This is a genomic window from Psychrobacter piscatorii, from assembly GCF_904846415.1.
GTDB classification, from domain to species: Bacteria; Pseudomonadota; Gammaproteobacteria; order Pseudomonadales; family Moraxellaceae; genus Psychrobacter; species Psychrobacter piscatorii.
The window spans coordinates 1-13,059 of sequence record NZ_CAJHAR010000050.1; the positions used below are offsets into that span (position 1 = coordinate 1).

The window sequence follows — 13,059 nt, forward strand, 5'->3', positions numbered from 1 at the left end:
GCTTAGATGCGTATAGTTCATGGTTGCAATCTCACTTTGGTCGGTGGATAAAGACTTTGATGCTAGCGCATCTAGGTCTTTTTTTCACCTTGCATTTGGTATTGCACTTCATGTGTTAATCTAAGTATTTATTAAGATGCAGCCCCATCTGACAGGCTTCATCAATGTGTTGACGGCACGCTTTGACTGCCGCTTTGCTATCCCCTTTAGCGATACTACTGACAATCTCTTGTAAATTACTTGGGCCTTTGGTTGCCCGCTCTTTGGTAGATAAGGTCATGAATCGCAAACGGCCAATACGTCCGTTGAGTCGCTCAGTTAACTCCCATGCGACCGTCATACCCGCCGTCACGAATAGATGCTCATAAAACGCGTAAGAATGCGCCAGTGCTTCTACCACATCGCCTGCATGCAAGTTATCGCGAATATGTACCAAGTGACTCTGTAATGTCTCTACCAGCTCAGAGGTCACTTGCTCAGCGCAGTGACGAACGGCCTCACTCTCAAGTGTTGCCCGCAAGTGATAAATTTGACGAATCTCATCACTTTCTAGCACTGCAACCGAAGAGCCACCTGCCGAAAAAGTCACCAAATGCTCGCTCTCTAAATGCCTAATGCATTCACGCACGACCGTCCGACTGACACCTAATTGCTCGCAGATCGTACGCTCAACCAAGCGCTGACCTGGCGCAAGCTGTCCTGTCATAATCGCTAAACGTAATTGCTCTAACGTTGTCTCTTTTAGCGTTTTTGGTTTTTCTACTTTCTCTAACATAGGACCTCTACTCTTTTGGATGGAAATGCAGAGTATAACGGCTATCAGACAAAAAATCAGTACGCTTTCATATCGTCATACGGTATACCATAATATTATTTTTCAAAAAAAGCTAGTAATTAATTTAATACCATATTATGGTATACCAACAATTGAAACTAATTCTTTATCATCTTTTATGACCGTAGGGACACTATCATGCTAAAACCAGAAATCAGAAAAATTGTCACTTTTGAAGAAGAAACGTTCATTGAAGGATTCAAAGCTGCTGAGACGCCTTTGCGTATGTTTGCCGTTGCGGCGGTGATTACCAATCCGTGGGCTGGACGCTATGTCGAAGACCTAAAGCCGGAAATCCAAGCCTTTGGCCCTGTATTGGGTAAGTTACTGACTGACAAAATTATCGCGTTGGCGGGCGGTGCAGACAAGATACAGGCTTATGGTAAGGCCGCTGTCGTTGGTTTAAATGGCGAGATTGAACATGCATCAGGTTTGATTCATACCCTGCGTTTTGGCAACTTCTACCGTGAGGCCCTGTCTGCGAGCAGTTATTTATCATTCACCAATATGCGTGGTACAGCAAATTCGCCCATTATGGTACCGCTGATGGACAAAGATGATGTCGGTCGACGCTCACATTATTTGACCATTCAGTTTGCTATCCCAGATGCGCCTCGTGATGATGAAGTGGTCATCGTCCTAGGCGGTGCGACAGGTGGCCGTCCGCATCACCGCATTGGTGATCGTTATCAAGACCTCAAAGATTTGGGTCGCGATTTAGACAATCCAGCAGCCGTATAAGGAGCAGCCAGTCATGAAGTGGTCACGTAAAATCTCAGATGGAATCGCTTATCACTATCATGCTGATGCCAGTGATAGCGTTGATGAAAAAGCCACCCCTATCGTTTTTATTCATGGTGTGGGTTTGCGTGCAGAGAGTTGGCACCAGCAGCTGTCTGTATTTAGCGAGCGCTATCGCTGTTATGCGATTGATATGCCAGGACATGGCGACAGCGATTTATTACCAAACCCTATATTGACACTACAAGACTTTGCGGATGTGCTCACTACCTTTATCACCAATGTGGTGGGTCGACCGGCCATCATTGTGGGTCATTCGTTGGGAGCGATGACGGCGTTACAAACTGCCGTGTCGTCACCCAAAGTCGTATGCGGTGTCGCGGCATTGAATGCCATCTACGAGCGTCCAGATAAGGCGGCCCAAAACGTACAAGCGCGGGCCGCGTCGCTGATCGATGACCTCACTCAAAATGTAACCGATCAACCGATTGCCAGATGGTTTGATGGCAATCCTAAATATCGCTCAGAGGCCAAGCTGTGTCAGAGCTGGTTGGATGAGGGCAATCGTTTAGGCTATGCGCGTGCCTATCAGATGTTTGCTCATCTGCGCGGTATCAATGCTGCTGACTTAAAAACCATTACTGTGCCTACCTTGTTTTTGACCGGTGAGCTGGATGTCAACTCTAGCGCCAAAATGTCATTAGCAATGGCTGATCTACTCCCCCATGCTAATGCCGTTATCGTTCCCGATGCCCGTCATATGACGCAGATGACACACGCCAGCGCCGTCAACGCGGCCTTGGCAAGATTTTTTGTCCGATGTGACTCAGACTCTACCGTTAACGCTTAACGCACCCCATCGCCCACTATGAAAAAGAGGTTCCCATGAAACAACTTGATCCTAAAATGTTACGCAACGCCTTTGGCAGTTATATGACTGGGGTGACGGTAATCACAGCCACGAGTAAGGACGGCACCCCTGTTGGCTTTACCGCCAATTCGTTCACGTCGGTATCGCTTAATCCACCACTGCTACTGGTTTGCCCAGCAAAATCCTTATCGAGCTTTGAGGTCTTTGCCAACTGCGATAGCTTTGTGGTCAATATCTTGAGCGAAGATCAGCAAAACATCTCGAATATTTTTGCAGGCTCCAAAGACGATCGTTTTAGTCAAATAGAGTGGCATAAAGATGAGCAAGGCAATCCTATCATCGATGGTGCTTTGACGCATTTTTCTTGTAAAACAGATCGCAATCTAGAGGCCGGTGATCACAACCTATTGGTGGGCGAAGTACTAAGTTTTTCGAATCGTGAAGGTTACGGCTTAGGATACGCATCTGGTGGTTATTTTAGCTTAGCACTAGAACGTGAAGCGGCAGAAATCAGCACGCAAGAAAAGCATGTCAGTGTAGGCGTGATTATCGAACACAATGGCAAAGTACTACTGAGCCAAAAAGACGGCAAGGCATTGTTACCTGCAACGACGACCGATGACAATACCAATGCAGTTAGCACCATCAAGCAGTTTTTGACAGCGAATGGTATAGACGCACAATTGGGTGCAGTTTTCTCTATCTATGAGAACAGCAAGACCAATACCAACTATATCTTTTATCGCGCCATTGCCAACTCAGCAGAGACCAGTGGACTGGGTGAATATGTCGCCATTGATGATATCGCAAAGCAAGATTTTGCCACCACTGCTATGAATTCGATGATGAATCGTTATGCAACTGAAAGCGAAAATGGCCTATACGGTGTCTATGTTGGCCAAGAAGAGCAAGGCCGCGTCCACTAAATTTTATATCTAAACGACAGTTAACCAAACACGATATTCAAAAAAATTAAGTTAAAACAAATAGCAAAGGAGTTGCCTTATGAAATTTTCATTATTCCTACACATGGAACGCCTCGACGAATCACAGTCTTATGAACAGCTCCATAATGATTTTATTGAGCTCGCAAAAATGGCTGACCAAGGCGGGATGCACGCTATCTGGACAGGCGAACACCATGGTATGGATTTTACCATCGCCCCCAACCCATTCTTAAATCTGATCGATCTATCCCATCATACCAAAAACGTCCGTCTTGGGACTGGCACGGTGATTGCACCGTTTTGGCATCCGATCAAGCTGGCGGGTGAAGCGGCCATGACGGATATCATCACGGGCGGTAGATTGGATCTGGGTATTGCGCGCGGTGCTTATAACTTTGAATATGAGCGCTTGATGCCGGGTATGGATGCCATGGAAGCAGGCGGGCGTATGCGTGAGCTTGTTCCTGCAGTACAAAAACTATGGAAAGGTGATTACGCCCACGATGGTAAATTCACCCAATTCCCATCGACCACGTCAGCACCAAAACCAGTGCAAAGTGGCGGTGTACCCATGTGGATTGCAGCTCGTGACCCGCATAGCCATAAATTCGCGGTTGAACATGGCTGCAACGTACAAGTGACGCCGCTATGGCAAGGCATGACAGAGATTCAAAACCTTATGACCGCCTTTAAAGGTGCCAAAGCTGAACACGGCGCGGGCAAAGACCCAAAAATCATGCTGTTGCAACATGCTTACGTCGGTAGTGATGCTGATGATGTGACAAGCGCAGCCAAATGTATCAGTCGCTTTTATTGCTACTTTGGTGCTTGGTTCAAAAACGAACGCCTCATTCGCCAAGGACTGCTTGAGCCATTGAGCGAAGAAGAGATGGCAGCCATCGACATGTATGCCCCTGAAAAAATGTTAGAGAACATGCCAATTGGCACCGCTGAGCAAGTGATTGAAAAACTCAAAGTATATGAAGCGTTGGGCTATGACGAGTTTGCCTTTTGGATTGACTCTAGTATGAGCTTTGAGCAAAAACGCGACTCATTACGCCGTTTTATTGATGATGTCATGCCAGCACTTGCCTAACCGCACTTTGCTTATAAATGACAAACACATACCCCAACAAGCAATTTGGAGAACCACAATGTCCAAACCTCATTACAAGCTCTATATCAATGGTGAGTGGTGCGAAGGCAGTAATAACCAAACCCTAGAGAGCTATAACCCTGCAACGGGTGCGGCGTGGGCGACGTTTGCCTGTGCCAGTCCTGAAGATGTTGCACGCGCGGTCGATGGTGCCAAAGCGGCACTTAATAATCCTGAATGGGCAAAAATGACTGCCACTCAGCGCGGCAAACTCATATATCGCTTGGCAGATTTGATCGAACAAAATGCTGAAAAACTCGGCAAGATCGAAACGACAGACAGCGGTAAATTGGCACACGAAACCGTGGCACAAACGCGCTATGTCAGCGATTATTATCGTTACTTTGCAGGTCTGGCTGATAAACTAGAGGGCGCTACCCTACCAATTGACAAGCCTGACATGCACGTCTTTACCACGCGTGAACCGATTGGTGTGGTCGCGGCTGTGGTCCCGTGGAATGCGCAGATGTTTTTGACTGCTACCAAACTTGGCCCTGCGCTAGCGGCTGGTTGCACCATTATTTTAAAAGCGTCTGAAGTCGCCCCATGTCCGATGTTTGCGTTTGCTGAACTGATCGAACAAGCAGGCTTTCCAAAAGGTGTCGTCTCTGTCATCACGGGTGACGCCGAAAACTGTGCCATTCCACTGACCAGTCATCCTGATGTAGATAAGATTGCCTTTACCGGTGGCCCTGAAGCGGCGCGTCACGTAGTCAGAAACTCTGCCAATAGCTTTGCGGTGACAAGCTTGGAGCTGGGCGGTAAGTCACCGATTATCGTCTTTGAAGACTCAGATTTGGAAAGCGCGGCAAATGGCTTAATCGCTGGTAACTTTGGTGCGTCTGGTCAGTCTTGTGTCGCAGGTTCACGAGGATTTGTACAGCGCTCTATCTTGCCTGAGATTATCAAACGCGTAGAAGAAAAAGCCAAAGGTATTGTCATCGGTAATCCGCTCAATCCTGAAACACACGTTGGTCCTTTATGTACCAAAGCGCAAGTTGAGCGCATTAAAGACACGCTCAAAAAATCTGTCGCACAAGGCGCGACCATTCGGTTCGGCGGTCATGCGCCTGAAGATGACGCTTTGGCTGACGGCAATTACTTTTGCCCAACGCTGGTAGAATGCCCAAATACCGATATTGAAACGCAGACCATCGAGATGTTTGGCCCTGTCATGTCATTGGTCGCGTTTGATACTGAAGAAGAAGCCATCGCGATGGCAAACGATAGTGTGTACGGCTTAGGTTCAGGCGTATTTACCCAAAATTTGGCTCGCGCCCATCGCGTCTCTAAGCAAATTAAGTCAGGCGTTTGCTGGATCAATACGTACCGCGCGATTTCACCAACTGCGCCGTTTGGTGGTTACAACCAATCAGGCTACGGGCGTGAGGCTGGTAGCGAATCTGTTCTGCAATATACACGCACAAAAACGACATGGATTAATATCTCGGCGGAGCCGATGGCTAATCCTTTTATTATGAGATAACCGATCAGTGTAGTCAGCTACATTCAGTTTTAAGGAAAAAACTATGGCTATCCGTCCTCCCCTAAAGGAACTCAACATAAAAACCCATGACAAAGGTTTTTATAAAGGGTTTAACCGTTTTGTTACGGTCACCTCAAAAATCTTTGTCACCTTAGTGGTGATTTGGATTTTGAGTGATATCGAGCGTTCTGGCGCGATGCTCGATGCCATGAAGAACTGGTCTTACACCAACCTTAATGGCTATTATACTTATGCCATCGCCTTTTATATTTTAGTCTGTTTAACGGTTATTCTGTGGCCGTCATTTGGGCGTATTAAACTTGGCTCCGACCCAAATGGTAAACCTGAATTTTCTAATTTTTCATGGTTTTCGATGATCTTTGGGGCAGGAATCGGTATTGGGGTGCTGACTTATAGCGCCGCTGAACCGCTATGGCATCTCGCCAACAACCCCGATATCATCATGTCAAAAGAGCTGATCGTATCGGCACTAAGTAGTAATGGCATGACCGTACCTGAAGGCACGGATGTCTTTAGCTTTTATCAAAACCAAGTCACTGCCAGTGCATTGGCGCCCATTGATGGGCTCGTCCTACCCAAGAGTGAGGAAGCATTGGACACCGCGTTTCGTTATTCCTTTTTTCACTGGGGTATCAGTGCGTGGGCCACGTATTGCTTAGTCGGTATCTGTTTAGCGTTTTTTACCTACGTTCGCGGTTTGCCGCTCACCATGCGCTCGGCGCTCACACCTTTATTTGGCAAGTATTTAGAAGGGCCACTTGGCAATATCATCGATGTGGCTGCCGTCATTGCGACTATCTTTGGCGTGGCGCAAACTATTGGCCTTGGACTTAGCTCTTTTGCCTCAGGATTGTATAGTATTACGGGTATCTCATGGTTAGTGACGGACGCTGTCAATCCTGAACCGACGACAGGCGCACTATTGATGTCATTGTTTGTGGTCATGTGTCTTTCCATGGTTTCAGCCCTGTCAGGGGTAGGACGCGGGGTAAAATGGCTCAGTAACATTAATATGGTGCTGTCCTTTTTGCTGCTTGCCTTCTTCTTGATTTTTGGCGCAACGATGTTTGCCTTAGAGATGCTGGGCAAAGGTATCTTTAGCTATATTGTGCATCTGCCCGCAATGGCAGTAACGGTTTGGGACCCTAATACTGAATTGGGCGCTTGGCAAACCAGCTGGTCTATTTTTTACTGGGCATGGTGGATTGCGTTTGCGCCATTTGTTGGATTGTTCTTGGCGCGTATCTCCAAAAACCGTACCATTCGTGAATTTGGCTTGATTGGGATTGTCGCCCCAAGTTTGACCCTGTTTGTTTGGTTCTCCTTCATCGGTGGTACTGGTATTGATTTAGAGTTAAGCGGTATCGCAAACGGTCAGATATTTGATTCAGGATTGACCGCGCAGCTGTTTGAGATTATTGGCTTTATGCTAAACCCAGCGATGGCAGGTGTCTTGTCGTCGATGGTGGTTGTGCTCCTACTCACCTATTTGGTGACGTCGGCCGACTCTGCATTACTGGTCGTCAATACCTTAAATGCGGCGGGTGAAGTCCATATCGAGAACGGCCCGAAACATATCATCGTTTGGAGCATTGCGCTGACTGCGGTGATTGGCGCATTGATATTGGCAGGCGGGTTAAATGCCATTACTTCAGCCATGATTGTGGCCGCTATCCCCTTCTCCTTTATCATTATCTTAATGGCAATCAGTCTATTAAAAGCGTTAATTTTGGACATTGCCCGCTCAAAAGAAGCGTAGTCTCAAGAGAAGCATAATCTCCAAAGAAACATAGTAACGACTATCTAAACAAAACACCCCGTACATTTACCAATGTATGGGGTGTTTCTATTTAACCAGAAGTCGGATTTTACCAATATTTCAAATACCTAAAATCACCCGAAATTGAATTCTATGCTTCTTGGTCAATATTCTCTAACGCCGCAATGGCTTTTTTTTGTGTCTCATCGATTGGCTTTTTTTGTCCGCTCAATTTATCGAGATAGACCAGCACCGACTCACCGATCGCAACGACTGTCTGCTGCACTGTACTATAATAGGTATATTCATGAACCAGACTGGAGTTGCCGATTTTTTTGACCTTGACGCCAATCCATAATTCATCAGGATAAGCAACAGATTTGAGATATCGACATGACGAGGCCGCCATCACCGAAAACGTTTTTTCGTTAAATAAACCAAGCCGCCTGTTGTAATAGATACGAGCATTTTGCGAATATTCATAATAGATAACGTTATTGACATGACCAAAGGTATCCATATCGCCCCATTCAACTTGCTGAGGATAAATAACCGTAAAATCACGCAATGGGTGATTGTCATCGCTTGTGACAATCTTTTGTATTTCTGGAAATGTAGGCACAGCTTCCATAGTTTTCTCTTCTTGTTATGTAGGTTTTGTTATGCAGATGATGCGTTTGACTCAGAATGCTCGTGACTCACACATACCTCTCCCATCCCTAGCATTTATGCAGACACTGGGGTTTATACAAATCTTCTCTATTATCAAAGTCACTGTGATGGTGATAGGTTTGTTTGGTTAGATTAAATTTTCTGAGTACATCGAACGCATGCGTTTTTTATCGAGTTTACCGACGCTGGTTTTTGGCATTTCTGACAAAAACCTCACTTCACTTGGCACGCCATATTTTGGCAAATGACCTCTCTCAACCGCTTGATGACCCAGTGCCAAAATATCTGTCGATGTTGTATCGACATAATCTGGTTTTAGCACAATCAAGGCGAGAGGACGCTCACCCCAGCGCTCATCTGGGACACCAATCACCGCGATATCAGCCACGCTCGGATGAAAGGATAAAATGGTTTCGACTTCAAGCGAGGACACCCACTCACCGCCTGACTTGATGACGTCCTTTAGTCTATCGGTAATGCTGAGCGTGCCATCAGCGGTCATACAAGCAATATCCTGCGTATGCATCCAGCCGCCTTTCCACAGCTCATTACCTGCATCGGGATTTTTGAAATAGCTTTGGGTCAGCCACGGTGCTCGTATCACAAGCTCGCCTGTTGACTCACCATCCATTGGTTGGGGTTTGCCATTCTCGTCCCAGATTTCCATTGATACCAACATGATTGGCGAACCTGATAGACAACGATAATTGAGATTGTCCTCTAGGCTCATCGACTCGGTTTTGTCATCAAATACCGCTCGAGACAGCACAGGACAGGACTCTGACATCCCAAACCCTGACATAAACTCGATACCGCACTCGATAGCGGCTTTGGCCAAGCCTTCATTGAGCTTTGAGCCCCCTAGCAGCAGTTTGAGATTCTCAAATTTGCGACCTCGCTCTGCCATTTCTTTGAGGAGCATCTGTAATATAGCGGGGACACCGTGTGACAGCGTGACCTTATGCTCCTCAATCAAATCGACCAGTTTTGGTGCCAGATATCGTCCTGGATATACTTGCTTGAGCCCTATCATGGTAGCGCCATACGGCCAGCACCACGCATGTACATGAAACAAAGGCGTCATTGGCATATAGACATCGTTGTAGCGCGCGCCTTGACCTTCGGCATTGAGGGCTGACGCCAGTGTGCTTGCCATCGTCTGTAGTACGATCTGACGATGAGTAAAGAAAACCCCTTTTGGATCGCCTGTCGTACCACTGGTGTAAAACGTAGTAGCGATGGTATTTTCATCAAAATCTGGGAAGACAAATTCATCACTAGCAGCTGCTAATAGCGCCTCATATTCGCCATCGACATAGTCTGGCGTATCGGCTTTATCACCCTCTGCATCATCAGCCCACATCACATGCTCAATAGAAGGCGCGTCGTCACGATAATCTTTAATCATCGGCGCAAACTCAGCATTCAACAATAAGGCTTTTGGCGCTGCATGGTTGACGGTATATAGCACTTTTTCTTCAGACAGACGCACATTAACGGTTTGCAAAATCATGCCCGACATTGGTACTGCAAAGTATGCCTCAAGGTAACGATGACTGTCCCAATCCATGACCGCGACCACATCACCTGCCTGCAAGCCCATATTTTTTAATACATTGGCCAAGCGATTGATACGCTTAAAAAACTCAGCATAGGTATAAGTGACTTTGTCGGCATAACTGATAGTTTGGTTGGTGGAAGCAATCTTGGCACGGTTTAGTAACTGTTTGATAATTAACGGAAACCCATACGCGTCTTCGGCTTGATGGTAGTTATCGTGTTCGTTAAGTATGGTTGTCATGGTATCTTCCTTGATAATAAATTGTCCTTGATATAGTCAACCCTCTATAAAAGAGTGACAGCGTTAACCTCTCTTGAAGTATCACAGTTACATCTGCGCTCGGTTGCATTGTCTCTCTTCTAAACTGAATCAACTATAATCAGTAATGGGGCGAGCGTGCTTTTGAGTCTTAGACGCGTTCTATCACCATGGCAAGCCCTTGCCCAATACCAATACATAAGCTGACCACGGCATATTTGCCACCCGTACGCTGTAGCTCTCGAGCGGTACTCAAGGCGATTCTTGCACCTGATGCGCCAAGCGGATGGCCGACAGCGATGGCGCCACCATTGGGATTGACACGCTTATCATCAAATTCAATGTCCAACCCTTTTAGACAGCCAAGCACTTGAGAAGCAAAAGCTTCATTAATCTCAATGACAGACATGTCCTCGAGGGTCAGATCCGCACGCTTTAGTGCTAGCTTAATTGCTTCAACAGGACCCACACCCATGATATTGGGTTCAACACCCATTGCACCTGATGATAAGATCTTGGCAATCGGTTTAAAGCCTAGCTTTTCCTCTGCTTGCTTTGAGCCAATGATGAGCGCGGCAGCACCATCATTGATACCAGACGCATTACCTGCGGTGACGATTCCATCTTTGTTTAACGGTTTGAGCTTTTGTAGTGCTTGAATATTAGAGCTGGCACGCGGATGCTCATCCTCTATGACTACTTTTGCAGGCAATTTCTTACCTTGGGGTACGGTGATAGGTGTTATTTCATCGTTAAAAAACCCTGCTTGCTTAGCAGCTTGGTACTTGGCTTGTGATGCGGCTGCAAACTTATCGGCTTCCTCGCGCGTAATACCATACTTCTGCGCGACATTATCGCCCGTCTGCGGCATGGTATCACTGCCGAACTGCTCAATAATTTTTGGGTTGGGGAAACGGCTACCAATGGTCGTATCAAATACTTTGAAGTCACGGCTAAAAGGTTGCTCTGTCTTGGCAAATACAAACGGTGCACGCGTCATCGACTCGACCCCACCTGCTAAAATAATATCCCCTTCATTGCACGTAATACTGCGAGCAGCATCGACAACAGTGGACAGACCTGACGCACATAAACGGTTTACTGTCTGACCTGGCGTTTTGATATCCAGTCCTGCCAACAAAGCAGCGTTACGTGCAATATTGCGAGAGTCCTCACCCGCTTGGTTGGCACTGCCTAGCAGCACTTCATCAAAAATATCGCTCGGCAATTGATGTTTTTCGACCAGCGCTTTTATCACGGTAGCGACCAAATCATCAGGGCGTACCGTTGCTAATGCACCAACATAGCGACCAAAAGGGCTTCTTAATCCATCATAAATATAGGCATCTAACATAACGTTTCCTTGTTGTATTTTTTAACTTTGAATCATGGTTTTATAACGATATTTTGTTGTTTGTACTAATAAATGGCCTGCTGAGTGAACAATGACACGTCCAGTTTGGCGCGGCGTTGTAACCAAGGACTTGGGCGGTAACGGGGATCACCTGTTAACCTGTATATACGCTCTAAAATGAGCAATATACGCGAAGCGCCAAGATGGTCGCCCCAAGAGATAGGACCATATGGATAACCTAGCCCAAGCTTAACGGCATTGTCGATATCTTCTGGCGTGGCAATCCCTTGCATCGCGATATCGCAGCCAAGATTGATCACCATAGCGACCACACGTTGTGCCACAAAGCCGATGCTTTCGGAAATCAGCGTGGCACTACCCGCCTCTTGCGCATCTGTCTGAGTCCTATCTAAGTCTTTATTACCTTTACTGCTGCCAAATAGCGCATAGGCTTGCGCCACAAACTGTTTTTGCGTGATGAGACTCGGCATCAACGTACGATGGTTTGTAAGTTCGGTGAGCATATCAATAGCAACGGCTTGCTTGGGATCGACCTGATAACGAATCGCGGCATTGGTTGTATCCTCGCCATAGATGGCCAGCAATACCAAACTATCAGGACTCGGCTTGTCGTTGTCATCGATAGTGATACCCTGAGACTTTAGGTAATCAACCAGCTGAGTTTTGTCTTCTGCCAAATCAGCGCCGATCCAAACTGAGGTAATAGTGGCATCAGATACAAGCGCTTTGGACGATTGATTTTGAGCGCCGTCCATTGGCAATTTCTGACCTTTTTCGTATTGATAAAAACCTTCACCAACCTTACGGCCGAGCTTTTTGCCTACTAGCATTTGGCGAGTCAATGGATGCGGGCGATAACGCGCTTCATGATAGAACTGGTTGTAAATTGACTCCATCACAGGATGAGACACATCAACGCCCGTCAGATCCATCAGCTCAAACGGCCCCATACGAAACCCTGCACCATCACGCAAAATTCGGTCGATTTGCTCAAAACTTGCGACGCCTTCACCCAATATTTTTAATGCCTCGGTACCATAGGCTCTGCCACCATGGTTGACGATAAATCCGGGTGTGTCTTTTGCCACCACGCCCAGATGCCCCATCCGTTTGGCCAAATCAGTGAGAACGTCAACGACCGACTGCTGAGTAGAAATGCCAGGGATGATTTCAACAATTTTCATCAAGGGAACGGGGTTAAAGAAATGAAACCCTGCCACGCGCTCTGGATATTCACAGTCAGCAGCGATTGACCCCTGCCGTCAAATCCGTACAGTTAAACTTGGGAGATTTTAGTTACGCCGCTTGACGATAATAATCAAACCACACCTGTCTTGGCGATTTATAGCTCAAGCCCTTTTGAATCCTCGTTTGGTT

General features: G+C 46.7%; 10 protein-coding genes and 1 pseudogene. 6 read left to right on the top strand and 5 right to left on the bottom strand.

Going from position 1 to position 13,059, the window contains the following annotated elements; genetic code table 11:
- Positions 1–115: 115 nt before the first annotated feature.
- The gene (locus JMX83_RS14110; protein ID WP_201603048.1) at positions 116–775 is read right to left on the bottom strand and encodes a GntR family transcriptional regulator; all 660 of its coding nucleotides are present in this window, start codon (positions 773–775) and stop codon (positions 116–118) included.
- 198 nt (positions 776–973) lie between these two features.
- Between JMX83_RS14110 and JMX83_RS14115 the strand changes: the two genes are divergently transcribed.
- From JMX83_RS14115 to JMX83_RS14140, 6 genes are all read left to right on the top strand, one after another.
- Complete coding sequence (locus JMX83_RS14115; RefSeq protein WP_201603050.1) at positions 974–1,576, top strand: amino acid synthesis family protein; 603 nt, start codon at positions 974–976, stop codon at positions 1,574–1,576.
- Positions 1,577–1,589: 13 nt separating this feature from the next.
- A complete protein-coding gene (locus tag JMX83_RS14120; RefSeq protein ID WP_201603052.1) occupies positions 1,590–2,426 on the top strand; it encodes an alpha/beta fold hydrolase in 837 nt (278 codons plus the stop codon).
- 35 nt (positions 2,427–2,461) lie between these two features.
- Positions 2,462–3,373: a flavin reductase family protein gene (locus JMX83_RS14125; RefSeq protein WP_201603054.1), complete on the top strand. Its 912-nt coding sequence runs from the start codon at positions 2,462–2,464 to the stop codon at positions 3,371–3,373.
- Between the two features lie 79 nt (positions 3,374–3,452).
- Positions 3,453–4,490 (top strand): LLM class flavin-dependent oxidoreductase, encoded by a 1,038-nt coding sequence (locus tag JMX83_RS14130; RefSeq protein WP_201603056.1) that lies wholly within the window; start codon positions 3,453–3,455, stop codon positions 4,488–4,490.
- Between the two features lie 58 nt (positions 4,491–4,548).
- Positions 4,549–6,036 (top strand): aldehyde dehydrogenase, encoded by a 1,488-nt coding sequence (locus JMX83_RS14135; RefSeq protein WP_201603058.1) that lies wholly within the window; start codon positions 4,549–4,551, stop codon positions 6,034–6,036.
- Positions 6,037–6,079: 43 nt separating this feature from the next.
- Positions 6,080–7,816: a BCCT family transporter gene (locus JMX83_RS14140; RefSeq protein ID WP_201603061.1), complete on the top strand. Its 1,737-nt coding sequence runs from the start codon at positions 6,080–6,082 to the stop codon at positions 7,814–7,816.
- A 151-nt stretch (positions 7,817–7,967) separates the two neighbouring features.
- Here JMX83_RS14140 and JMX83_RS14145 read toward each other — a convergent pair whose 3' ends face one another.
- From JMX83_RS14145 to JMX83_RS14160, 4 genes and pseudogenes are all read right to left on the bottom strand, one after another.
- Positions 7,968–8,447, bottom strand: coding sequence for an acyl-CoA thioesterase (locus tag JMX83_RS14145; protein ID WP_201603063.1), 480 nt, complete (start codon positions 8,445–8,447; stop codon positions 7,968–7,970).
- A 168-nt stretch (positions 8,448–8,615) separates the two neighbouring features.
- Complete coding sequence (locus JMX83_RS14150) at positions 8,616–10,289, bottom strand: fatty acid--CoA ligase (protein WP_201603065.1); 1,674 nt, start codon at positions 10,287–10,289, stop codon at positions 8,616–8,618.
- Positions 10,290–10,458: 169 nt separating this feature from the next.
- Positions 10,459–11,661: a 3-oxoadipyl-CoA thiolase gene (locus JMX83_RS14155; protein ID WP_201603067.1), complete on the bottom strand. Its 1,203-nt coding sequence runs from the start codon at positions 11,659–11,661 to the stop codon at positions 10,459–10,461.
- Between the two features lie 65 nt (positions 11,662–11,726).
- Positions 11,727–12,935: pseudogene (locus JMX83_RS14160) on the bottom strand (3-hydroxyacyl-CoA dehydrogenase); the annotation flags it as partial.
- Between the last annotated feature and the right edge of the window lie 124 nt (positions 12,936–13,059).

Coding starts and splice junctions, on each gene's coding strand:
- JMX83_RS14110 (WP_201603048.1), bottom strand. CDS start 775: ATGTTAGAGAAAGTAGAAAAACCAAAAACGCTAAAAGAGACAACGTTA.
- JMX83_RS14115 (WP_201603050.1), top strand. CDS start 974: ATGCTAAAACCAGAAATCAGAAAAATTGTCACTTTTGAAGAAGAAACG.
- JMX83_RS14120 (WP_201603052.1), top strand. CDS start 1,590: ATGAAGTGGTCACGTAAAATCTCAGATGGAATCGCTTATCACTATCAT.
- JMX83_RS14125 (WP_201603054.1), top strand. CDS start 2,462: ATGAAACAACTTGATCCTAAAATGTTACGCAACGCCTTTGGCAGTTAT.
- JMX83_RS14130 (WP_201603056.1), top strand. CDS start 3,453: ATGAAATTTTCATTATTCCTACACATGGAACGCCTCGACGAATCACAG.
- JMX83_RS14135 (WP_201603058.1), top strand. CDS start 4,549: ATGTCCAAACCTCATTACAAGCTCTATATCAATGGTGAGTGGTGCGAA.
- JMX83_RS14140 (WP_201603061.1), top strand. CDS start 6,080: ATGGCTATCCGTCCTCCCCTAAAGGAACTCAACATAAAAACCCATGAC.
- JMX83_RS14145 (WP_201603063.1), bottom strand. CDS start 8,447: ATGGAAGCTGTGCCTACATTTCCAGAAATACAAAAGATTGTCACAAGC.
- JMX83_RS14150 (WP_201603065.1), bottom strand. CDS start 10,289: ATGACAACCATACTTAACGAACACGATAACTACCATCAAGCCGAAGAC.
- JMX83_RS14155 (WP_201603067.1), bottom strand. CDS start 11,661: ATGTTAGATGCCTATATTTATGATGGATTAAGAAGCCCTTTTGGTCGC.